This window comes from Pseudoduganella umbonata, assembly GCF_014192225.1.
Lineage (GTDB): Bacteria > Pseudomonadota > Gammaproteobacteria > Burkholderiales > Burkholderiaceae_D > Rugamonas > Rugamonas umbonata.
Genome location: NZ_JACHXS010000004.1, coordinates 437,628 through 460,370 on the forward strand (window position 1 = coordinate 437,628; position 22,743 = coordinate 460,370).

General features: G+C 67.9%; 14 protein-coding genes. 6 read left to right on the forward strand and 8 right to left on the reverse strand.

Going from position 1 to position 22,743, the window contains the following annotated elements; genetic code table 11:
• Positions 1-65: 65 nt before the first annotated feature.
• On the reverse strand, positions 66-4,289 hold the full coding sequence (locus tag FHS02_RS13730) for a beta strand repeat-containing protein (protein WP_175424949.1): 4,224 nt from the start codon (positions 4,287-4,289) through the stop codon (positions 66-68).
• A 2-nt stretch (positions 4,290-4,291) separates the two neighbouring features.
• Here FHS02_RS13730 and FHS02_RS13735 point away from each other — a divergent pair, with 2 nt between their 5' ends.
• Entirely contained in the window at positions 4,292-4,582 is a 291-nt protein-coding gene (locus FHS02_RS13735) for a hypothetical protein (RefSeq protein WP_175424948.1), read from the forward strand.
• Positions 4,583-4,734: 152 nt separating this feature from the next.
• Here the strand turns inward: FHS02_RS13735 and FHS02_RS13740 are convergent, their stop codons facing one another.
• Positions 4,735-7,431, reverse strand: coding sequence for a bifunctional diguanylate cyclase/phosphodiesterase (locus FHS02_RS13740; protein ID WP_137317013.1), 2,697 nt, complete (start codon positions 7,429-7,431; stop codon positions 4,735-4,737).
• A gap of 291 nt (positions 7,432-7,722) precedes the next feature.
• On the opposite strand from FHS02_RS13740, the gene FHS02_RS13745 reads away from it, so the two are divergent.
• On the forward strand, positions 7,723-11,106 hold the full coding sequence (locus FHS02_RS13745; RefSeq protein ID WP_175424947.1) for a glycosyl hydrolase: 3,384 nt from the start codon (positions 7,723-7,725) through the stop codon (positions 11,104-11,106).
• Positions 11,107-11,136: 30 nt separating this feature from the next.
• On the opposite strand, the gene FHS02_RS13750 is transcribed toward FHS02_RS13745, so the two are convergent.
• Positions 11,137-12,039 carry a LysR family transcriptional regulator gene (locus FHS02_RS13750; RefSeq protein WP_137317011.1) on the reverse strand — a complete coding sequence of 301 codons (903 nt, stop codon included), beginning with the start codon at positions 12,037-12,039 and terminating at the stop codon, positions 11,137-11,139.
• Positions 12,040-12,147: 108 nt separating this feature from the next.
• Here FHS02_RS13750 and sugE point away from each other — a divergent pair, with 108 nt between their 5' ends.
• Positions 12,148-12,468: a quaternary ammonium compound efflux SMR transporter SugE gene (gene sugE, locus FHS02_RS13755; protein WP_137317010.1), complete on the forward strand. Its 321-nt coding sequence runs from the start codon at positions 12,148-12,150 to the stop codon at positions 12,466-12,468.
• A gap of 47 nt (positions 12,469-12,515) precedes the next feature.
• Here sugE and FHS02_RS13760 read toward each other — a convergent pair whose 3' ends face one another.
• A complete protein-coding gene (locus FHS02_RS13760) occupies positions 12,516-13,319 on the reverse strand; it encodes a TlpA disulfide reductase family protein (protein ID WP_137317009.1) in 804 nt (267 codons plus the stop codon).
• Positions 13,316-13,912, reverse strand: coding sequence for a CGNR zinc finger domain-containing protein (locus FHS02_RS13765; protein WP_137317008.1), 597 nt, complete (start codon positions 13,910-13,912; stop codon positions 13,316-13,318). Before FHS02_RS13765 ends, FHS02_RS13760 begins: the two co-directional genes overlap by 4 nt.
• A 126-nt stretch (positions 13,913-14,038) precedes the next feature.
• Between FHS02_RS13765 and FHS02_RS13770 the strand changes: the two genes are divergently transcribed.
• A complete protein-coding gene (locus tag FHS02_RS13770) occupies positions 14,039-14,929 on the forward strand; it encodes an alpha/beta fold hydrolase (RefSeq protein WP_137317007.1) in 891 nt (296 codons plus the stop codon).
• 44 nt (positions 14,930-14,973) lie between these two features.
• Here the strand turns inward: FHS02_RS13770 and FHS02_RS13775 are convergent, their stop codons facing one another.
• On the reverse strand, positions 14,974-16,692 hold the full coding sequence (locus FHS02_RS13775; protein ID WP_137317006.1) for a methyl-accepting chemotaxis protein: 1,719 nt from the start codon (positions 16,690-16,692) through the stop codon (positions 14,974-14,976).
• Between the two features lie 273 nt (positions 16,693-16,965).
• On the opposite strand from FHS02_RS13775, the gene FHS02_RS13780 reads away from it, so the two are divergent.
• Positions 16,966-19,002 (forward strand): AsmA family protein, encoded by a 2,037-nt coding sequence (locus tag FHS02_RS13780; protein ID WP_137317005.1) that lies wholly within the window; start codon positions 16,966-16,968, stop codon positions 19,000-19,002.
• Between the two features lie 21 nt (positions 19,003-19,023).
• Here the strand turns inward: FHS02_RS13780 and FHS02_RS13785 are convergent, their stop codons facing one another.
• Positions 19,024-19,437, reverse strand: a complete 414-nt coding sequence (locus tag FHS02_RS13785) for a hypothetical protein (RefSeq protein ID WP_137317004.1) — start codon at positions 19,435-19,437, stop codon at positions 19,024-19,026.
• A gap of 87 nt (positions 19,438-19,524) precedes the next feature.
• Between FHS02_RS13785 and bluB the strand changes: the two genes are divergently transcribed.
• Complete coding sequence (gene bluB / locus FHS02_RS13790; protein WP_137317003.1) at positions 19,525-20,193, forward strand: 5,6-dimethylbenzimidazole synthase; 669 nt, start codon at positions 19,525-19,527, stop codon at positions 20,191-20,193.
• 17 nt (positions 20,194-20,210) lie between these two features.
• Here bluB and FHS02_RS13795 read toward each other — a convergent pair whose 3' ends face one another.
• On the reverse strand, positions 20,211-22,439 hold the full coding sequence (locus FHS02_RS13795) for a TonB-dependent receptor (RefSeq protein ID WP_137317002.1): 2,229 nt from the start codon (positions 22,437-22,439) through the stop codon (positions 20,211-20,213).
• Positions 22,440-22,743 lie beyond the last annotated feature (304 nt).

Here is a 22,743-nt window from a genome sequence, read left to right on the forward strand (position 1 = left end):
TCGAAGTCAAGGCATGTTTGAACGCGGCGAGCGGCCGCGCAAGCGGCCCGCCGCAACGGCCGCCGTTACATCACCACATCGGCCGCATTGAGCGCCGCGATACCGGTCAGCTTGATCGCGAACTCCGCCGCGGCGTCCGCGTTGGTGTTGCCGTACAGGACACCGTCCGCGAAGCGCAGCTGGCCGGCCTGGGTGAAGGCGGCACCGCTGGCAATGAAGCCGGTGAACGTATCGTTCGCCGCCGTCGCCGTATTGGCGTCGAGCGTGGCGAGGTCGAGCTTGTCGGCCCCGCGCACGAAGTCGGCAATCACGTCCCAGGTGCCGGCCGTCACGCCCGAGTCGGCCAGGGCATTGAAGTCGAAGATGTCGTTGCCGCCCCCGCCCGTCAGCGCATCGGCGCCGCCGCCGCCGGCAATGATGTTGGCGGCCGCATTGCCGGTGATCGTGTTGGCCTGGGCGTTGCCCGTGCCGTTGATCGCGGCGTTGCCGAGCAGCGCCAGGGTCTCCACGTTCGCTTCGAGCACGAAGCTGGCGGTGCTCTGCACCGTGTCGTTGCCGCTGGCGGAGTACTCGATCGCCCGGTCGCTGCTGTTGTCGACGATGTAGACGTCGTTGCCCGCGCCGCCGGCCAGGTAGTCGGCATGCGCGCCGCCATCCATGGTGTCGTCGCCCTCGTCGCCGTACAGCGTATCGTTGTCCGCTCCGCCGTTCAGCCTGTCGTTGCCGGAAGCGCCGTACAGCGTGTCCTCGCCGCCCAGCCCCGATATCGTATCGGCCGTCGCATAACCGGTGCGCACGTCGTTCTCGGCGGTGGCGGCCAGCGCCTTTGCCTTCACCGTGGCCACGTCCCAGATCGTGCCGTCGGCGAACCTGACCTGCTCGACCTGGTAGCCGCCCGTGCCGTCGCCGCTGAAGTAGCTGGCAACGCGCAGCTCTTCGCCGGTGCCGCTCAGCTTCAGCACCAGGGTCGAGCCGTCGCGCGTCGCCGTCACGCTGGTCGGCAGGATGCCCGCGGCCAGCTGGATCGCGTCCACCTTGCCTGCCGTGCTGTCGTAGGAACTGATCGTATCGTTGCCCGCACCCCAGCCGAACAGGTAGACATCGTTGCCCGTGCCGCCGTCCAGCGTGTCGTCGCCGGCGCCGCCGTCGAGCCGGTCGTTGCCGGCGTAGCCGTTCAGCGCGTCGCGGCCGGTGCCGCCCAGCAGCGTGTCGTGTCCGTTGCCGCCGTCGAGCCGGTCGTCGTGCGCGCCGCCCACCAGGCTGTCGTCGCCGTCTTCGCCATACAGGGTGTCGGCATCCGTGCCGCCATCGAGCGTGTCGTTGCCGGCGGCGCCGTACAGGGTGTCGCTGCCGCCCAGGCCGGCCAGCGCATCCGCCGTGGCATAGCCGGACAGCACGTCGTTCTCGGCCGTGCCGGCCCGCACCTTCGCTTTCACCGTGGCCACGTCCCAGATCGTGCCGTCGGCGAACCTGACTTGCTCTACCTGGTAGCCGCCCGTGCCGTCGCCGCTGAAGTAGCTGGCAACGCGCAGCTCTTCGCCGGTGCCGCTCAGCTTCAGCACCAGGGACGAGCCATCGCGCGTCGCCGTCACGCTGGTCGGCAGGATGCCCGCGCCCAGCTGGATCGCGTCGACCTTGCCGGCCGTGGCGTCGTAGGCGCTGATCGTGTCGTTGCCCGCGCCCCAGCCGAACAGGTAGACGTCGTTGCCCGCGCCGCCGTCCAGCGTGTCGTTGCCGGCGCCGCCGTCGAGCCGGTCATTGCCGGCGTTGCCATACAGCGCGTCGCTGCCGGTGCCGCCCAGAACCGTGTCGTGGCCGTTGCCACCGTCGACGCGGTCGTCGTGGGCGCCGCCCACCAGGCTGTCGTCGCCGTCCTCGCCATACAGGGTGTCGGCATCCGCGCCGCCATCGAGCGTGTCGTTGCCGGCGGCGCCGTACAGCGTGTCGTTGCCGCCCAGGCCAGCCAGCGCATCCGCCGTGGCATAGCCATACAGCACGTCGTTCCCGGCCGTGGCCACCTGCGCCTTTGCCTTGACCGCCGCCACGTTCCACGTGGTCCCGTCGGCGAACCGGATCTGCTCGAGCTGGTAGCTGCCCGCCGCGTCGTTGTAGAAGTAGTTACTGACGCGCAGCTCGTCGGGCGTGCCGTTGATCTTCAATACCAGCGTGGAGCTGTCGCGCGTGACCGTCAGGTTCGCGGCCGTCACGCCCGCGCCCAGCACGATCGCATCCACCTTGCCTGCCGTGCTGTCGTAAGCACTGATGGTATCCCGGCCCGAGCCCACGCCGAACAGGTAGGTATCGTTGCCCGCGCCGCCATCCAGGTAATCGTTGCCCGCACCGCCATCGAGGCGGTCATTGCCGGCATAGCCGTACAGGTAGTCGTTGCCGGCATCGCCCGTCAGGTTTTCCCCCAGCGCCGTGCCATAGATCGTTTTCGACGGGAGAACGGGCGGATTCGACAGCCTGGCCTTGACGGCGGCCACATTCCACACCGTGCCGTCGGCGAACTGGAGCGTTTCGACCGCCGACGCGGTGGTGCCCTCGCCGGTGAAATAGCCCTGGATGGTCAGCTGGTCGTCCGTGCCGTTGATGTTCAGTATCAGGTCGTTGTACGAGCGCAGCAGCGTGACGCCGGCCGGCGCGATGCCGCTGCCGAGCAGTACCTTGTCGGCATCCGTGCCCAGCGCATCGCTGTCGTAGTTGTAGACGGTATCCTGGCCACTGCCCTTGCCGAACACGTACACGTCCGCCCCCGTGCCGCCGGCCAGGTAATCCCTGCCGGTACCGCCGTCGAGGCGGTCGGTGCCCGCTTCGCCGTACAGGTCGTCGTCGCCGCTGCCGCCCGCCAGCGAGTCATTGCCGGCGCCACCCCAGGCGCGGTCGCTGCCCGCATCGCCGGACACGCTGTCGTTGCCTTCGTCGCCGTACAGCGTGTCGGCGCCGGTGCCGCCGGCCACGGTGTCATTGCCGCCGTTGCCGTTGACGGTATCGTTGCCGTCCAGCCCGGACAGGCTGTCCGCGGTGCCGTAGCCGGTGATCGCATCGTAGTTGGCCGTGCCGGCCAGGACCTTGCTCTTCACCGCCGCCACGTTCCAGACCGTGCCGTCGGCGAACTCGATGGTTTCCACCGCCGAGCTGGTGGAAGCGTCGGTGGTGAAGTACCCCTGGATCGTCAGCCGGTCGCTGGTGCCGTTCAGTTTCAGGATCAGGTCGTTGTAGTAGCGCTGCAGCGTCACGCCGGCCGTGGTGATGCCGGTGCCGAGCAGCACCTTGTCGGCCAGCGCGCCCACCGCATCGCCGTCGTAGTTGTAGACGGTATCGATGCCGCTGCCCTTGCCGAACAGGTACACGTCCGCGCCGGCGCCGCCGGACAGGTAGTCCTTGCCCGCGCCGCCATCGAACCGGTCCGCGCCGGCGTCGCCGTACAGTTCGTCGTCGCCGGTGCCGCCGGCCAGAGAGTCGTCGCCGGCGCCACCGTGGCCACGGTCGTTGCCCGCGTCACCGTTGACGCTGTCGTTGCCATCGTCGCCGTACAGGGTGTCGGCACCCGTGCCGCCCGCCATGGTGTCGTTGCCGCCGTTGCCCTGGACGGTATCGTTGCCGTCCAGGCCGGACAGGCTGTCGGCGCTGGCATAGCCGGTGATCGTATCGTTGCTGGCCGTGGCGGCCAGCACCTTGCTCTTCACTGTCGCCACGTTCCAGATGGTGCCGTCGGCGAACTGGATCGTCTCCACCACCGAAGCGGTGGTAGCGTCGCTGCTGAAATATCCCTGCACCGTCAGCTGGTCGTCCGTCCCGTTGATCTTCAGCACCAGGTCGTTGTACGAGCGCAGCAGCGTGATGCCGGTGGTGGCGATGCCGGCACCGAGCAGCACCTTGTCGGCATTCGCGCCGACCGCATCGCTGTCGTAGTTATAGACGGTATCCTGGCCGCTGCCCTTGCCGAACAGGTACACGTCGGCCCCGGCGGCACCGGCCAGGTAATCCTTGCCCGCGCCGCCGTCGAGCCGGTCCGCGCCCGCTTCGCCATACAGGTCATCGTTGCCGGTGCCGCCGGACAGGACGTCGTCGCCCAGGCCGCCGACGGCGCGGTCGTTGCCGCCGTCGCCGCTGAGCGTGTCGTTGCCATTGTCGCCGTACAGCGCATCCACGCCGGTGCCGCCCGATACCGTATCGCTGCCGTCCTGGCCATGGATGGTGTCGTTGCCGTCCAGGCCGGACAGGCTGTCCGCGCTGGCGTAGCCGGTGATCGAGTCGTTACCGGTCGTGCCGATGATTGAAGCCATTGGTGCATCTCCTGATGATGTGTTGTCGGTACGGCCGGGACGATGTCCAGTCATCGTCCGCCGGCCGGTTGCAGCTGAAAATCGAGCTGAAAAAATTCAAGCGTCTTCGATCGCGTGAATCCAGCGGCCGCGTTCGTTTGCATTTGCGCGGGCGTAGCGATTCCACCGGGCGCGGTGCGCCCGAATTTCCGGTCAAAGGTATTTTCCCGCCGACATCTGGCGAGCATGAAAGCAGCGTGAATCCGATTAAATCCGATGCAATATACGACCGTCAACAGCGGACACATCATTAATAAATTTCTAATACAAACGAAAACATTTGCTGACAAATGGCGACATTTTCAGGGGACTGCCGGACGAATTCCGACGCACAGGGAGCCACGTCGCGGCCTGCGGGGGATCGCGAAGAATCGGATTGCGAGGGCACCGCGAGGGGTGCCCGCGTTCAGCGTGCCGCCAGCTCGGTGACCGGCAGCTCCAGGGATTGCGGCAATTCGTCCGCCGGTACGGGCCGGAACAGATAAAAGCCCTGCAATTCGTCGCACTGCAGCGCTTCGAGGATGCGCACCTGTTCGGCCGTCTCGACACCCTCGGCCACCACGCGCATGCCCAGCGAATGGGCCATCGTGATGATGGCCCGGAAGAACACCTCGCCGTTCGCGTCCACGCCCAGGCGGCTGGTGAACGACTTGTCGACTTTCAGCACGTCGAACGACATATTGTGCAGCATCGACAGCGACGAATAGCCGGTGCCGAAATCGTCCACCAGCAGCTTCACGCCGAGCGCGTGGATGGCCTGCAGGTTGTCGGCCGTGCGGCGCGGGTCGACGACCATCGACGACTCGGTCAGTTCGATCTCCACGCTCGACCCTTCGATGCCGTGGCGGGCCAGCGCACCGGCGATGCTTTCGCGGATGTCGCGCTCGTTGAACTGCCGGCTCGACACGTTGATCGACACCGGCACGCGGCCGTACACGCCCTGCGCCCATTGCGCGATCTGGGCGCACACCAGGTCGATCACCAGCTCGCCCAGGTTCAGGATCAGCCCCGTCTCCTCGGCCAGGCCGATGAATTCGTCCGGCCCCAGCAGTCCTTCGGTGGGGTGGTTCCACCGCACCAGCGCTTCCAGGCTCGTCACCTTGCTGCTCTTGCAGTCGACCCGCGACTGGTAATGCAGCACGAACTGGTTTTCCGCGATGGCCGCGCGCAGCTCCTTTTCGCGCCGGGTACGCTGGTGCATCGCCTCGTGGAACGCCGGGTTGAACAGGTGGTAGCGGTTCTTGCCCGACGTCTTGGCCTGGTACATCGCCAGGTCGGCATGCTGGTACAGCGCCTCCATGTCCCTGGCATCGAGCGGATACAGGCTGATGCCGATCGACGTGCCGACCGACGCGGTGCCCTTCGACGTGGAGAATGGCGCATGGAACGCATGCAGGATGCGTTCGGCCACGTGCTCGGCCTCCGACTGGTTGCCGACCAGTTCGAGCACGACGACGAACTCGTCGCCGCCGAGGCGCACCACGTGGTCGTTCGGCCGCACCGCCACCTTCAGCCGCTTGGCCACGTGCTGCAGCACTTCGTCGCCGGCGCCGTGGCCGAAGGTGTCGTTGACGAGCTTGAAGCCGTCCAGGTCGACGAACAGCACGGCCACTTTCGTGCCGGCCCCGTCCGCCCGCTCCAGCATGCCCGGCAGGTACCCGCGGATCCACGCCCGGTTGGGCAGGCCGGTCAGCAGGTCTTCGTTGCCGCGCCGTTCCAGGTCCGCCATGTGCGACTTTTCCAGCGTGACGTCGCGCACCGTGACGGCCAGCACGCCCTGCGATTCGACGGCGCCCACCCGCAGATGCTGCGGCTCGCGCTCCCTGCCGGCATCGAGCTGGAAATCGTCGGCGGCCGATCCCTGCCGGAGCGCCGTGTCCAGCAATGGCTTGAACGACGCGGCGGCCAGGCCGCCGCGCAGCTCGCCGAGGTTCACGCCGGTAACCGCCTGGCGCGACGAGCCGAGGAAGCCGGCGCCCCGCTCGTTGCAATCGACCACGCAGTAATCGGCGATGGCGCTGTCGCCGCCGTGTACCGGCTTGCAGATGAAAAACCCCTCCGTGCCCCCCTCGGTCGCCTTGCGATAGGCAGCCTGGGACAGTTCGAGCTCGCGCCGCTCGCGGTGGAAGCGCATCGACATCATCGTGGCGATGAACACGAACACGATCAGCACCAGGTTGGCCCCGGCGGCGACGCGGATCGACGCGAGGCGCCGTTCGTTCAGGGCGGCCTGCGCGTCCGCCTGGTCGGCGGCGGCCACCACCACGATCGGGTAGCCGTCCACCCGCTTCCATGAGATGAAACGGCTGAAGGCATCGCCGAAATCCCTGCCCGCGACATAGATGTTGCCGGCCGCGCTATCCAGCGCGAACCGCAGCGATGACGGCAACGGGGGCAGCTTGCGCTGCTCGCCGACCGCCCGGAACGCCCTCGCCGTGCCGTCGAACCCGACCGACGTGACGAAGCCGTGCCTGCCGAGCACGGCGCTGTCGTACGGCGCGATCATCTCTTCGCTGTCGAAGGCAATGACGACGATGCCGGCGAGGTTGCCGCTGACGTCGAGGATCTTGCGCGAGAACCGGATGAAGTACTGTTCCAGCCCCGGTACCTTCCTTGGCGGGCCGATGAACATCGTATCCGCGGGATTGCGCTTCTGTTCGGCGAAAAAAGGCAGGCGGAGGACACTGTCGAGCTCCTGCTTCGGCCAGGTGGCCGGACTGTTCGTGAACAGCATGGCGCCGTCGGGGCTGAAGACGGCAATGTTGAGGATGGCCTTGTCCGGCCCGATCACCTCGTCGAGCGTGCGCTGCTCGGGCCTGCCGCCGACGGCCTGCCAGTGCGAGCCGACCAGCACGAGGATCTGGTCGATCATCGTCAGGTCGCGCGACAGCTGCGTGGCCTGGCTTTCGGCGACCCGCGCCGCCGCTTCATAGGCGCTGCGCTCGAACTGCAGGCGCTCCGCGTCGAGAACCTGGATCAGGTACACCCAGCACGTGCAGGCAACGACCAGGCCGAAGAACGGCCAGGCGAAAACCGGCAGCGCCGTCGCCCGCGTCGTGCGCAAGGCGCGCGATGCCAGCGTAATGCTCTTCGGCCTGTCCATTGTTTCGTGTGACTCCTGCAGTGTGACTCCTGCGTACTCCTGCGTGTATCCGTGGCCTGTATTCCGCCCCGGTGTCCCGCCCCGTTGAGTTATTGGAATCTCAACCGTGGACGGATCAAGGATACGCGTCCGCCTTGCAAGCTGCAAGCAATCTGGGCGTTAGGCTGGATGGCCTGCCGGCTCCCGATCAGGAAGCTGAGAATTACCCGGCCCTGCGCAAGGCATGTGGTATTAAATATATTATGGACATCCGGCGCAGCCCTGCGCCATACAACGCTCCGGTGGAGAGGCATGGACAACCCGACATTCTGGACCCGGCGCGCCTTCCTGGCGACGGCCGGCACATCGCTGGCATTGACGCTCGCGCCGCGCATTTCCGGCGCCGCGCCGGCGGCCGGGCGCAACGATCTCTATCTGCCCTTCACCGATCCGCCGATGCATGCCCGGCCGCGCATCTGGTGGTTCTGGGGCGAGTCCGTGACCACCGACGAAGGCATCACGGGCGACCTGGAAGCGTATCGCCAGGCCGGCTTCGGCGGCGTGGTGCTGTACGAGCAGGTGTTCAAGGCGGCGCCCGATTCGCTGGCGAGCCTGTCGCCCGAATGGCTGGCGCGCGTGCGCTTTGCCGCCGCCGAATGCGCGCGGCTCGGCCTTGCGCTGGAGATCAATGCGAGCAACGGCTACGTGGCGGGTGGACCGTGGATCACGCCGGCGCTGGGCATGCAGCGGCTGGTGGCCAGCGAAACGCACGTGACGGCAGGCACGCGGCGGCCGCTGAAGCTGCGGCAGCCGGAAACCGGCCTGGCGTACTACCGCGACGTGGCCTGCCTTGCCTGGCCCGCCGCGGCCGGTGCCGCGCCGCTGCCGGCGCCGAAAACGACCAGCAACGATCCGGACATCGATCTCGATGCGCTGTTCGCCGGCGTGCCCGCCGCGGGCGAAGCCGAAGCGGGCCGGCGCAAGGCGCGCATCCGCCCCCGCGCCGACGGCCAGCCGGTGCTGATCGCGTTCGATTACGGGAGCGCGGTCACGCTGCGCAGCCTGACGTTCACGCAGCGCAAGAATTCCAAGGCGCCCGTCATCGCCACGCAGGTGCCCGGCCGCTGGGGGCCCGATGCGCTGGGCCAGGGCATGCGCCGCAATCCTCCCCTCGGCAGGCTGGAAGCGAGCATCGATGGCGAGCGGTGGACGGCGGTCGCGGAACTGCCGGCCATGGGCTACCAGCATGGATCGTGGGACCGGCTCACCATATCTTTCGCGGCAACGACGGCGCGCCACTTCCGCCTGCGCCTGCACGGCTGGGGCCACAATATCCCGGCCAACGACGGCGACCTGCTGATCGGCGGCCTGGTACTGCGCGGCGCGGCCCGCGTGGACCGCTGGGAAAGCAAGGCCGGCAACCTGGCGGACTTTGCCGAGGCCGATCGCACGCCGCGCTACGGCCCCGGAGAAATCGTCGATCCCGCCGCCGTGGTGGACCTGACGGCGCGCCTGGCGCCGGACGGTTCGCTGGACTGGCAGGCACCGCCCGGCGACTGGACGATCCTGCGGCTGGGCCACACGCCGACCGGCGCACGCACCAAGCATGGCTACCCGGGCGCGCTGGGACTCGAATGCGACAAGCTGAGCGCGCACGCCACGCGCGTGCAGTTCGAGCACTACATCGGCCCGATCCTGGCCGCGGTGCGCGCCGTGCCGGGTGCGCGCATCGAGGGCATCGGCATCGACAGCGCCGAACACGGCTCGCAGAACTGGACGCCGGATTTCGTCGCGCAGTTTCGCAAGCGGCGCGGCTACGACCTGCTGCGGTACCTGCCCGCGATGGCGGGCATCCCGGTGGCCAGCGCGGAAACGACGGACCGCGTGCTGTTCGACGTGCGCCGCACGATCGCCGACCTGATGAGCGACGAATATTTCGGCACCTTCACGGCGCTCGCCCACGCCGCCGGCATGACGGTTACCGCGCAGGCGCCCGGCATCGCCACCTGCCTGCCCGGCGATAATATCCAGGCCAAGGGCCGGGTCGACATCCCGATGGGCGAGTTCTGGGTCAACCAGTTCGGCGGCGAAAGCCAGCCGGAAGGCACGATGGATTGCCGCGAAGCGGCCAGCGCGGCGCACCTGTACGGCAAGCGGTTCGCGGCCGCCGAGGCCTTCACGGGCAGCCCGGCGCACATCCACCCCGCCGTGCTGAAGCCGTTCGCGGATGCCGCTTTAGCGAACGGCATCAACCGCATGGTGGTCCTGGCCGGCAACCACCAGCCGTATGAAGGGCGGCGCAAGCCCGGCGTCACCGAGGACAAATTCTTCCTGCCCTACCAGCGCAACAACACCTGGTGGGCGCAAAGCGCGCCGTTCTGGCACATGCTGGGCCGCGCCTGCTGGCTGCTGGGGCTGGGCCGGCCGGTGGTGGACCTGCTGTACCACCTGGGCAGCGACACGCCGCTGAAGATCGCCACCGCGCGCATGCGCCCGGCCCCGCCGCCCGGCCACGACTACGATGTATGCGGCGACGGGGAACTGCTGCGCGCCGATGTCGACGACGGCTGCCTCGTCATGCCGGGTGGCATGCGCTACCCGGTGCTCGTGCTGGCCGGCGGCGACGCGATGACGCTGGCCGCCGCGCGCCACGTGCTCGACCTGGTGCGCCGCGGCGCGCGCGTCATCGGCCCGGTGCGGCCACGGCGCACGCCCACCTTCGCCGATGGCGGCGGCGGCGACGTGGAACTGCTGCGCATCGCCGATGAACTGTGGGGCGCGGCACCGCAGCCGGCGCGGGGCGAACGCCGCGTCGGCGCCGGCCTCGTCCTGTGGGGCGAGGAACCGGCGGTCCACCTGGCGCGGCTGGGCATCGGCCGGGATTTCCATGCGCCCGGACGCGACCCGCTGGATCTGCTTGCCGTGCACCGCAAGGTGGGCAGCATGGACCTGTATTTCGTCGCCAACCACCGGGGGCGGCCCGTCGCGGTGGAAGCGCTGTTCCGCGACGGCGCCGGAGCGCCGCAGGCATGGGACCCGGCCAGCGGCCGGCGCTTCGCCTTGCCCGGTGCGCGTACCACGCCGGCCGGCATGTCGGTACCGCTGCGGCTGGAACAGCATGCGTCGGTGTTCGTGGTATTCGGCACGCCCACCGTACCGCCGGCGCCGCCACTGCCGGCGCCCCTGCCGCTGATCGGCGAGGTTCCCGTGCGCCGCACGCTGCGCGGGCCGTGGCAGGTGCGCTTCGATCCCGACTGGGGCGGCCCCGCCGCGCTGGTGCTGCCGGAACTGGGCTCATGGTCCACGCACGCGCTGGACAGCGTGCGCCACTACTCGGGCACCGCGGTGTACCGCAAGGAGTTCGACCTGCAGCGGCTGCCGCAAGGGACGGCATGGCTCGATCTCGGCCAGGTGGAGGTGGTGGCCACCGTGTTCGTCAACGGCGCGGAAGCGGCAACGCTGTGGATGGCGCCGTACGCGTGCGATGTCAGCCGCCACCTGCGCAGGGGCCGCAATCGCGTGGAGATCCGGGTGACAAACCTGTGGGCGAACCGGCTGATCGCGGATGCGGGCCTTCCCGCGGAACGGCGCATTGCCTGGACCACGTTCAATCCCTACCAGGCGGGCGATGCGCTGTTCCCCTCGGGCTTGCTGGGGCCCGTCACGCTGCGCCATGGCGGCCCGGCCGGCGGATGACATCCAGGGCCGGGCGAGGTCCCGGCCGGGTCAGGCCTGCCCTGCCCGATGGGCGTTGAGCAGCTCGACGAAGCGGCGCGCCGCCACCCCAAGCGGCCGCTGGCTCGCCCAGACCACGTCGACGTACAGCCGCAGCACGTTGGTCAGGTTCTGCAGCGGCAGCTGTACCAGGCTGCCGCCCGCCACCGCATCGCGCACGAAGCCCGACGGCAGCCACGCCCAGCCCAGCCCCGCCGCCACGAGGCTCAGCGCCGCCGACGGGCTGTCGGTGCGCCACTGGATCGCCGAGATGGCGAAGCGCTTGTCGACCTGCTGCGAGTCGCGCCCGGCCACCACGACCTGGCGCTGCGATTGCAGGTCCTCGTCGCGGATGCCGCCGGCGCGCGCGCCGGCCAGCATCGGGTGATGGGGCGCCACCACGGCAACCAGCGTTTCCTCGCCGATTTCCTGGAAGCTCTCCTCCGCCGTCATGCCATAGCGCTCGAACACCAGCGCCAGGTGCACGCGCCCGCTTTGCACCATGGCCAGCGCATCCTGCTGCGGCGCGGTCAGCACTTCCACCTGCAGCAGCGGGAACTCCGCGGCCAGCTGGCGCAGCGCGTCGCTCCAGGGCGCCGCGGCGCCCAGTTCGGGAACAATGGCCAGCGCCAGCGCCGTTTCCAGCCCCTGCGTGAGGGCGCGCGCATGCATGTCCAGCCGGTGCATCTGTTCGACCAGCAGGCGTGCCTGCGGCAGCAGCGCCAGCGCGGCGGCGGTCGGCTTCGGCTCCCTGCCGCTGCGGTCGAACAACTGCACGCCCAGCTCCGCTTCCAGGTTGGCGATCGCCATGCTCACCGCCGAAGGCACGCGGTTCAACGCCCGCGCGGCGGCCGAAAACGAGCCCCTGTCCACGGCGGCCAGCAGCAGCCGGATATTGTCGGCATCGAAGCCCATTGGTCCACCTGTCAATAAAATTAATAGTATCTGACTTTTATCGTCGGCTTTTACTATATAGGATGCCCGCTCTGGCTGGCATTCGGCCTTTCATCGAGGAAGAAAATCATGGTTTGGCTGATATTGGTGGCTGCGGGACTGTTTGAAATCGGCTGGGCGGTCGGCTTGAAATACACCGAAGGATTCAGCCGCCTGTGGCCCAGCGTGGGCACGCTGGCGGCCATGGCGATCAGCGTGGGCCTGCTGTCCTGGGCGCTGCGCACGCTGCCGGTGGGCACCGCGTACGCGATCTGGACCGGCATCGGCGCCGTCGGCACGGCCATCGCGGGCATCGTGCTGTTCGGCGAATCCGCTTCCGCCGCGCGGCTGGTGTGCATTGCCATGATCGGCGGCGGCATCGTCGGGCTGAAGCTCGTGACGTCGCACTGACGGGTCACTTGTTGCGGAGGCAGCCGGCCATCGCTGCTGCCCGTGCTTCAGCGGATCCGTTCCAGCTTGTCGCGCAGCGTGGCCTGCGACAGTTCGCCCACGTGCCGCAGCACCAGCCGCCCGTCGCCATCGTAGAACAGCGTGGTCGGGTAGGCGGCCGAGCCGGTCGCCGCCGCCAGCTGGCCGGCCGGATCGGTGACCACGTTCTGCAGCCGCAGCCCCTGCCCCGCCAGGAAGCGGCGCACCGTATCGGCCGATTCGCGCTGGTTGACGAAGACGAAGCCGATGTCCGCATTGGCGGCCTGCGCGGCGTGCAGCACCGGCATCTCGCGCCGGCACGGCGGGCACCAGGTGGCCCACAGGTTGACGACCAGCGGCTTGCCGGCAAAGCGCGCCAGCGCGATCTCGCTGCCGTCCAGCTGGCGCACCGTCACGTTCGGCATCGGCGCATCGGGCGGTGCCAGCCATTGCACCGCCAGCGTGCCGCCGCCCCATGCCGCGAGACCGGCCAGCACCGACACCAGCAGCGGCCGGCGCAACGCTTCGCGCCGCCGCACCAGCTCCACGCCGATCACGCACGCGGCGACCAGGCCGATGGCAGGTTCGAAGCCGCCGTCGCGGATGTCGAACGCGGTCCACGGCGCCGCGGCATAGATGTCGCGATGCTTGAAGACGAACACCAGGCGCGCGCAGACAAAGCCCGCGACGATCATTTTCCACAGCAGCGGTCCGGCATCGGCGCCGCGCCGGCGGTGGAACCAGTCGGCCACCCCGGTCGCGAGCAGGATGGCCACCAGCGCCAGCAGCACGTGGACCGGAAACACCAATGGGCCCAGCGTGATGGTGCTCATGCCGCCGTTCCCTGGCCGGCCTTCTTCCTGAACTGGGCCGCCTTGTAGCGGTTGCCGCACAGCGCCATGCTGCACCAGCGGCGCTTGTGCGCCTTGGTGCGGTCGTAGAACCACAGCACGCAGTCCGGGTGCTCGCACTGCCTGACGAGCGCGAAATCGCCCGCCACCAGCAAGTCTGCAACCGCCTCCGCGACAGGGCCCAGCAATGCGGCGATCGCGCCGCCGCGCGGCACACGCACCAGTACCGGCTTGCCGTCGGCGCCCTGCGCCAGGTGCGGCGCGCTGACGTGGGTGTGCAGGTATGCGTTCAATCGTTCCAGGCCGGTCGGCGTCCCTGCGCTGCGCCGGCCGATCAGTTCGCGCGCCAGCGTGCGCAGTGCCACTGCCTGCGCCAGCAACGCAGCCGGATCGATTTCCGCACTGCCTGCGGGGGGAACGATCCCCTGCCGCGCCAGCCAGCGCAGCACATCGCCGCCGCTGTGCCAGAAATCGACGGCCGTGCCATCGTCGCGGGCTTCGGTGTTGAGCAGGTCCAGGGCCAGGTGGTCGGCGAGCAGCGGGGCCTCGGCTGGCGGGTGTTCCGCGTTCGACATGCAAGTAACCTCTAAAAATCATATTGACAGGTTACGAAAGGCGGCGCACACTCCAGCTCACATAACCATTTAAATTAAATTATACAGGTTATCCAACCCACCCGATCCGCATACCGAGGAGAAGTCATGAACGCACGCACCGCCAGCGCCACGGCAGATGCCGCCAAAGTCCACCACCGCACGATCGACATCGACGGCGTCGACCTGTTCTACCGCGAGGCGGGCGCGCCGGAAGCGCCGGTCGTGCTGCTGCTGCACGGCTTCGGCGCCTCGTCGTACATGTTCCGCGAGCTGATCCCGCAACTGGCGGGCAGCTACCGCGTGATCGCACCCGACCTGCCGGGCTTCGGGCAGACCAGCGTGAAGCCGGGCTTTGCGTGGACCTTCGACAGCCTGGCCGCGGTAATCGATGCCTTTACCCGCGCCAAGGGGCTGGAACGCTACGCCATCTACGTGTTCGATTACGGCGCCCCGGTCGGCTGGCGCCTGGCCGTGAACAACCCGGAAAAGATCACCGCGATCGTCAGCCAGAACGGCAACGGGTATGAGGAAGGGCTGAGCGAGGGGTGGGCGCCGATGCGGCGCGCCTGGGCCGAGCCGAGCGCGGCCAACCGCGAAGCGCTGCGCGCCTTCAATACGCTGGACATGCTGCGGTGGCAGTACGTGGAAGGGGTCGCCGATGCGTCGCTGATCGCGCCGGAGACGTGGCAACTGGCGCACGCGGCAATCGAACGCATCGGTGTCGAGCCGCAGATGGACCTGCTGCTCGACTATGGCAGCAACGTCGCGCATTACCCGCAGCTGCACGCATTCCTGCGCCGCTGGCAGCCGCCCACGCTGGCGATCTGGGGCAGGAACGATCCGTTCTTCCTGCCGGCCGGCGCCGAAGCATTCCGGCGCGACAGCGGCAAGGCCGAGGTGCGCTTCGTCGACTCGGGCCACTTCGCCATCGAGACCCACGGCGGCGAGATCGCCGCGGCGATGCTGGAGTTCCTCGGGCGCAGCATCGGGCGCTGAACGAAGGCCCCCGGCCGGTACGGAGACGGCCGGACGGGAGGGGGTCAGTGTGCCGGCAGCCGATCGCGACGGGTGGCTGCGACATGCCCCTGCGCGGTGTAGTCGCGCAGCCGGAAGCTGCCGACGGCCTGCGACAGGCCGGCCGCCTGTTCGCGCAGGCTTTCCGCGGCGGCCGCGGCCTGTTCGACCAGCGCCGCGTTCTGCTGGGTGATGTCGTCCATCATCGTGACGGCGCGGTTGACTTCCTGGATGCCGGTGCTCTGCTCGGCGCTGGCGCTGGTGATGCCCGCCATGATGCCTTCCAGCTGGCGCACGGCTTCCACCACCTGGCTCATCGTCCTGCCCGCCTCGTCGGCCATGCGCGCGCCCTGCTCCACCGTCCCGGCCGAATCGCCGATCAGTTCCTTGATCTCGCGCGCCGCCGCGGCGCTGCGCTGGGCCAGGTTGCGCACCTCGCTTGCCACCACGGCGAAGCCACGGCCCTGCTCGCCGGCGCGCGCCGCTTCCACGGCGGCGTTGAGCGCCAGGATGTTGGTCTGGAAGGCGATACCGTCGATCACGCTGGTAATGTTGCCGATGCGGGTCGAGCTGTCGCGGATCGCGCCCATCGTGCCGACCACCTTCGACACCACGTCGCCGCCCTGCGCGGCGATCGCCGACGCGTTGGCCGCCAGCCGGTTCGCTTCGCCGGCATCGGTGGCATTGCGCTGCACCGCGTGGGTCAGCGATTCCATCGAGCTGGCGGTCTGCTGTAGCGAGCTGGCCTGCGACTCGGTGCGGGCCGACAGGTCGGCGTTGCCGCGTGCGATCTCGCCGGTAGCCACCGCCATCTCGTCGGTGCTGGCGTGGATCTTGCCGATCATGCCGGCCAGGTTGCCGTTGATGGTCGCGATGGCGCGCATCAGGATGCCCACCTCGTCGTCATGGGTGACGCGGATCTCCTCGGTCAGGTCGCCTTGCGCGATCCGCGCGGCGGTCGCGGTGGCGTTGGCCAGGTTGCGCGCGATGTAGCGGTACACCAGCAGCAGGCACAGCACGGTGCCGCCCACCGACAGGGCCAGCAGCACCACGGCCATCGCGAACGCGGTACGCGTTTCCCCTTCCGCCTGCGCCACGGCGGCGGCCGTGCGGGCATCGAGCATGGCCAGGAATTCGTTCAGCGGCTGCATGATGCGCGCCTTGTTCTGGTGGTAGGCGGTATCGTGCATGATGCGGCGCGCCATCTCCAGGTCCGGCTCGCCCTGGCGCGTGAAGCCGCCCTTGCCGTCGTCGAACTGGCCTTTCACGGCGTGCATCGCGATCACTTCGGTTTTCACCAGCCCATCCGATTTCGCCTGCGCTTCCTGCAGCTTGCCGAATTCCTGCTCCGTGAAGCCGGCCTGTTTCATCAGGTCCTGCAGCGAGACGGCCGGGCCGGACGACGGCGGCACCGGCATGCCGCCGGCCACGAAGTCCCAGTAGATGCGCCCGTAGTTCTCCGGGCGCGGCCTGGCGCCGTTGCGGATGGCGAGGATGTCCATGTACTGGCTCTCGTACGACGCATCGCCGGACACCACATAGGTACGGGCCAGCCGGGTCAGGTCGTCGGAACTCTGCCGCAATTCGTCGGCCAGCAGGTAGGACTGGTAGCGCGCCTGGCTGGCGGCCGTGGCGGACGCTTGTTTGTCGGAAACGCGCAGCATTGCCCATAGCGTCGCTGCCGCCAGCAACAGGGTGAGGAAGAAGGTTGCAATGAAGGCTTGCTTGATGGATAAGTGGCGCATGGCTGGCTCGCTGGAGAGGAAATACCTTTCAGCAACAGTAGCTTTAATGTTGAAAGCGTGTCCAGCACAACCAGCGAATCGATGTCCTTTGGCTATCGCTTTGCCGGGATTTTGTCGGCTGCGGCGCACACAGTTGGCAGGCCGTCATGGCCGATGTGCACAGATGGTTGTGTGTTTAACAAACGGGCCACGGCAACGGCGGTACCCTTATGTTTTCTGGCGCACAAAGCAGTCTCGGCTGTGGAGCGCCGTACAACCAGGTGGGCGAGTGCTATGAAAAAAAATTCCAGGGCTCTCAAGATCGGGGGCGCCATTCTCGCGGCGATCGTGGGATTACTGATCCTGTTCGCGCTGTTCGACTGGAACATGCTGCGGCCGTACATCAACCGCAAGGTCTCCGAGACCACGGGGCGCGAATTCGCCATCCAGGGCAACCTGGACGTGAAGTTCCACCGCGGCCTCGACAGCGAGCCGGGCTGGCGCCGCTATGTGCCGCGGCCCTATGTCAGCGCGGAAAATATCCGCATGAGCAACCCGGCGTGGAGTGCCGTCGGCCAGCAGATGGCGACGGCGAAACGGGTCGACATGGGCTTCCGCATCCTGCCGCTGCTGGGCAAGGAATTCGTCATCACCGACCTGCGGCTGGCCGAGCCGAACGTGGCGCTGCAGCGGCGCAAGGACGGCAGCAATTCGTGGACGCTGAAGGACAACGGCCCTTCGGAATGGGAAGTCGACATCCAGCGCCTGGCGTTCTCCAGCGGCACGCTGCGCTACCTGGACGAAGCCATCAACCTGGACCTGCGCGCGGACGCGAAATCGCTTAGTGGCGATACTTCCGGCAATTCCACGCCCCCCGCGCCGGGCGCGCAGCCCTACGGCCTGGCGTTCACGCTGGGCGGCCGGTACAACAAGGCGCCGGTTACCGGCGGCGGCAAGGCCGGCGCGGTGCTGACGCTGACCGGTTCGGACATCACGTTCCCGATCGAAGCAAACGCCGATCTCGGCGGCAATCGGGTCAGCGTGAAAGGCACGCTGAGCGATCCGAAATCGCTGTCCGGCATGGACCTGCAGCTGAAGCTGGCCGGACCGAGCATGCGCGAGCTGTATCCGCTGACCGGCGTGCTGCTTCCGGTAACGCCGCCGTACGAAACCCACGGCCGGCTGCTGGGCGAAAAGAACGACGCCGGCGCGTGGACGTTCACGTACCAGAAATTCAGCGGCAAGGTCGGCGCCAGCGACATCGCCGGCACGCTGTCCTATTCGCAGCGCAAGCCCCGTGCGCTGCTGCGCGGCGAGTTGACGTCGCAACAGCTGCGCCTGGCCGACCTGGGCCCTTCGGTGGGCGCCGACACCGGCGCCGGCACGAAAGCGGCCGGCAAGGTGAAGGCACCGGCGGCCGGCAAGGCACTGCCGGTCGGCGAATTCGACACGTCGAAATGGGGCGCGCTCGATGCCGACGTGAAATTCACCGGCAAGCGCATCGTGCGCACCAACGACATCCCGCTGCGCGACCTGGTGGCCGACCTGCACATGAAGGACAAGGTGCTGAAGCTCACGCCGCTGCAGTTCGGCATGGCGGGCGGCCAGGTGATTTCCAATATCTCCCTCGACGGCCGCGACAAGGCCATCGACGCGCAGGCCCGCGTCGCCGCGCGGCACCTGAAGATCAACCAGCTGTTCCCGAAACTGGAATCGATGCGCGGCAGCTTCGGCGAGATCAACGGCGACGCGGCGCTGGCCGGCAAGGGCAATACGGTGGCATCGATGCTGGCCACGTCGAACGGCGAACTCAATGCCGTGGTGACCCAGGGCTCGGTCAGCCAGTTCGTGCTGGAACTGGCCGGCCTGAACGTGGCCAACGCGGTCTTCGTGAAGGTGTTCGGCGACAAGCAGATCAACATGAACTGCCTGGCCGCCGAAGCGGCGGTGCGCAACGGCCGGGCCAACGTGCAGCGCTTCGTGCTCGATACGGACGAAGCGGTGGTCGACGTGACCGGCTACGTGGACCTGGCGCAGGAGCAGCTGAACCTGGACGTGCGCCCGAAAACCAAGGGCACCCGGATCTTCTCGCTGCGCACGCCGCTGTATGCGAAGGGCACGTTCGCCGATCCGGACGTGGGACCGTACAAGGGCCCGCTGGCGATGAAGGCCGGCGCGGCCGTCGCGCTGGCCGCCGTGTCGCCGCTGGCGGCCGTGCTGCCGCTGGTGAATGTCACCAAGGTGCCGGATACCGATTGCAAGTCGGCGATTGCCGAGGCGGAGAAGAAGCCGCAGGTGCGCGAGCTGCCGAAGTCCGCCGCGAAGAAGTGATCGAGCCGAGCGCGCGGCCGCTCAGGGCATCGGCTCGTGTGCCACCGCCACGGTCACGTCGATCGGCTGTGCGCGGTGGAGAACCACGCGGAACCTGAGCCGCTCTTTCGCCCGCGCGCGGTTGGCCGCCGGAAGGTTCAGCAGTTCGCGGACGATCGTCCCTTCGAACACGCAACCGGCGGTATCGACGCCGCATGCAAAGCCTGCTGCTTGCGCCTCGGCGATATCCATGTCCGGCCCGTATTTTTCGCGCAGTTTCCGGGGCAGGTCCGTTTTCACCGCCTGCTCCGGTCCGGCCATCCAGTGCGTGCGGATCACCTCCGCGGTGACGCTGGTGCCAAGCGTATCCTCGATGATCCTGGCACCCGGCCAGCCTATGCAGGCCGCCAGGGAGACCCCGGAAATGCCGAATGCTGCGAGGGTCTGGAAATTCATCTGGCGGATCCTTTCGTGAGTGGCCGGTGCCCGCTCATGATACAGTCCGCCCGTGGCCGCAACCGGCCACGCCCAGCCTGGCGACCCATGACGAATCCCCACCAGTACCAACAGCACGAGATCGACGCGGTGTACCGCGCGATCCGCGAGCGCCGCGACATGCGGCACTTCCTGCCCGACCCCATCGATCCCGCGCAACTGGCGCGCTTCATCGGCGCGGCCCATGCCGCGCCCAGCGTCGGCTACATGCAGCCGTGGCGCTTCCTGCGGATCACGGATGGCGCATTGCGCCGTGCACTGCACGCCCACGTCGATGCGGAGCGCGCGCTCACCGCCGAAGCGCTGGGCGAGCGGTCCGGCGAGTTCATGCGCCTGAAGGTCGAGGGAATCCTGGCGTGCGGCGAGCTGCTCGTCGTCGGCCTGGTCGAGGGCCGCGAGCGTTATGTGTTCGGCCGCCGCACAATGCCGGAAATGGACCTGGCGTCGGCCTCGTGCGCGATCCAGAACTTCTGGCTGGCCGCGCGCGCCGAGGGCATCGGCGTGGGCTGGGTATCGCTGTTCGATCCCGAGCATGTGCGCGCGCTGTGCGGCATGCCGGAAGGAGCCCGCCCCATCGCCCTGCTGTGCGTCGGGCATGTCGATGCGTTCTATCCTGAACCGATGCTGCAGGCGGAGCGCTGGGACAGCCGGCGCGACATCGGCGAACTCCTGTACGACAACGCGTGGGGCGTACCCGCCGTTCCCCACGCTGACTGACGGACGATGCGTGTCCGTCAGAAGTTGTACGCGGCACGCACGCCGTAGGTGCGCGGATCGTTGAGGAAGAACGAACCCGGCACGCGGCTTTCGATCTTGACCGTGTCTTCGATGTTCTTCACGAACAGCTGGACATTCCAGGTGCCGTCCGGATTGGCATAGCCGATCGACGCGTCGGACTTCCAGTACGACGGCTGGCGGTAGCGGATGCCTTCGACCGGGTCGCTGATGTAGTACGACGTCGAGTGCCGGGTGTTGACGGAAGCGGTGATCTCGCCGCCGTTGGCCACCGCGAAATGGTGGGTGTAGCCCAGGCCGACCGTCGACGTCGGCGCCCGGTCCAGCTTCTGGCCGGAAAAATCGATCGTCGCGGTCGGATGGTATTGCTTGTATTTCGCATCCGTGAAGGCCAGGCTGGCGCGCAGCGTGCCGTCGCCGAACACCCGCAGCTGCCCCTCGAACTCGGCGCCGTCGACTTCCGAGTTGGCCGCGTTCGCCGTGAACGAGTGGCACGAGGCCGGATCGTTGGTGCGGCAGGTCGTCGTCGTCAGCTGCTGGTCTTCATACGCATAGTGGAACACGTTGGCGGACAGCTGCAGGCGGTTCTCCAGGAAGCGGCCCTTGATGCCTGCTTCGTATGCCTTCAGCGTCTCCGGGCGGTACACGCCGGTATCGCGCTCGGCATTGAAGCCGCCGGCCTTGTAGCCCGTCGAGACGCTGCCGTACACCATCACGTTGGAACGCAGGTCGTGATCGAGGCCGATCTTCCAGCTGGTGTTGTTGAAGCGGACGTCTTCCGAATAGGCCTTCGAGCTTTCGGTGGCCGGCGCCACCGCCGCTTCGCCGCTCAGCGGATCGTAGCCGGACTTGCGGTCGCGGGTGCGGCGCACGCCGACGATGACGCGGGTATCGCCGCGCACCGCATAGGTGGCCTGCCCGAACGCCGCCGTCGACTTGTTGTTCAGCGTGGCCAGGAACGGCAGCACGATGTTGAACTGGCCGAACGGCGCCGTCACGTAGGTGGTGTAGGCGGCGCGGCGGAAGATGTCCTCGTCGAACTTGTAGACGCCGGCCACCCAGCGCAGCGGCCCGGTGCCGGTGGAATTGAGGCGGAACTCATGCGAGACCGCATCGCTGTCGCCCACGTTCAGCGTGGTGAACGGGAAGCCGAAGTAGACGCCGTTGTTCAGCTGGTCCAGGTTCAGCGACATCTTCGCCAGCTGGTACGTCAGGTCGACGCCGCCCAGGCGCGTCTTGAACTCGCCGCGCAGCGACGTGGCCTCGTTGTCGCGGTGCGAGCCGGCATCCTGCTTGAATTCCCAGAAGTTGGTGCGCTGCACGTCATTGCCGCGGTCGACATAGACCGGGTCCTTGATGTGGTTGCCCCGGCCGGCCGGCGTGAAGCCCAGCTTGCCGATCAGTTCGCCGTCGAAGAAGTTGGTGATCGGCACCGGCGACGAGGCGCCGCCGCCGATCTTGTTCTTCTCGGCCGTCAGCAACAGGCTGGTGTCCTTGCCGAAATTGCCCAGCAGGTGCAGGCGCGCCGATTTGTCGTCCTGGCTTTCCAGTTCGATCCTGTTCGGGCCCGCGTTGTAGTACGTGTCGTGCCGGTTCGTGTTGATGGCCGCGCGCATCGCCCAGTTGTCGCCGATCGGCACGTTCAGCATCGCATCGACGCGGCGCGTGCTGTAATTGCCCAGTTCGACACCGACCTTGCCTTCCAGCTTGCGGCTCGGCTTGTTCGTGATCAGGTTGATCGCGCCGGCGGTGGCGTTGCGGCCATACAGCGTGCCCTGCGGGCCGCGCAGCACTTCGATCCGGTCCAGGTCGAAGAACGCGGCGGCCTGCGCTTCGTAGCGCGGGATGTAGGCGCCATCGACGTGGAACGCGGCCGACGGGTCGCCCTTCTCCGTCATGTCCAGGCTCGTCACGCCGCGGATCGAGACCTGCAGCATGCCGCTCTCCTGGGCGATTTCCACGTTGGGCAGCGACTCGGCCAGCGCACGGGGGTCGTTGGTGCCGGCGTTCTTCAGGTCGTCGCCGGAGATGACGGACAGGGCCAGCGGCGTCTTGCTGGCCGGCTGCGCCACCTTCTGCGCGGTGATGATCACCTCGGCGATGCCGCCGCGGTCCGGCCGCGCTTCCTGGCTGGCGTCACCGGCCTGCGCGGCGGCGCCGCCGGCCAGCGACAGGCAGCCTGCCGCGCAAAGGGCCTGGGTGATCGAGCTGAGCTTGGGGTGTTTCATTTTCGTCTCCTGGTCTTCCGGCAGCTTGGAATCCGCCGTTGGTTTCTGTGTTTGTGCGAAAAATGATAGTTGCTGGACTGCCCGTTTCGGTGTGCCTTCCAGTGTGATTGTTTGGATGGCAGGCATCGATACGGTGAATACACAGGCATGCGCGGCGGGCGCACGCGGGCGAAGCCGCGCCCGCACGGCTTCATGCCATGCGTGAGGCGCGCTGGCGCCCGTCAAGTGGAATACGTTGCCGGTCCGCCGTTGCGTGGCGGTGCCGGACAGTTTCAGTGCGCGGCCATCGATGGCGCGGCGGCGA

Coding starts and splice junctions, on each gene's coding strand:
- FHS02_RS13730 (WP_175424949.1), bottom strand. CDS start 4,289: ATGGCTTCAATCATCGGCACGACCGGTAACGACTCGATCACCGGCTAC.
- FHS02_RS13740 (WP_137317013.1), bottom strand. CDS start 7,431: ATGGACAGGCCGAAGAGCATTACGCTGGCATCGCGCGCCTTGCGCACG.
- FHS02_RS13745 (WP_175424947.1), top strand. CDS start 7,723: ATGGACAACCCGACATTCTGGACCCGGCGCGCCTTCCTGGCGACGGCC.
- FHS02_RS13750 (WP_137317011.1), bottom strand. CDS start 12,039: ATGGGCTTCGATGCCGACAATATCCGGCTGCTGCTGGCCGCCGTGGAC.
- sugE (WP_137317010.1), top strand. CDS start 12,148: ATGGTTTGGCTGATATTGGTGGCTGCGGGACTGTTTGAAATCGGCTGG.
- FHS02_RS13760 (WP_137317009.1), bottom strand. CDS start 13,319: ATGAGCACCATCACGCTGGGCCCATTGGTGTTTCCGGTCCACGTGCTG.
- FHS02_RS13765 (WP_137317008.1), bottom strand. CDS start 13,912: ATGTCGAACGCGGAACACCCGCCAGCCGAGGCCCCGCTGCTCGCCGAC.
- FHS02_RS13770 (WP_137317007.1), top strand. CDS start 14,039: ATGAACGCACGCACCGCCAGCGCCACGGCAGATGCCGCCAAAGTCCAC.
- FHS02_RS13775 (WP_137317006.1), bottom strand. CDS start 16,692: ATGCGCCACTTATCCATCAAGCAAGCCTTCATTGCAACCTTCTTCCTC.
- FHS02_RS13780 (WP_137317005.1), top strand. CDS start 16,966: ATGAAAAAAAATTCCAGGGCTCTCAAGATCGGGGGCGCCATTCTCGCG.
- FHS02_RS13785 (WP_137317004.1), bottom strand. CDS start 19,437: ATGAATTTCCAGACCCTCGCAGCATTCGGCATTTCCGGGGTCTCCCTG.
- bluB (WP_137317003.1), top strand. CDS start 19,525: ATGACGAATCCCCACCAGTACCAACAGCACGAGATCGACGCGGTGTAC.
- FHS02_RS13795 (WP_137317002.1), bottom strand. CDS start 22,439: ATGAAACACCCCAAGCTCAGCTCGATCACCCAGGCCCTTTGCGCGGCA.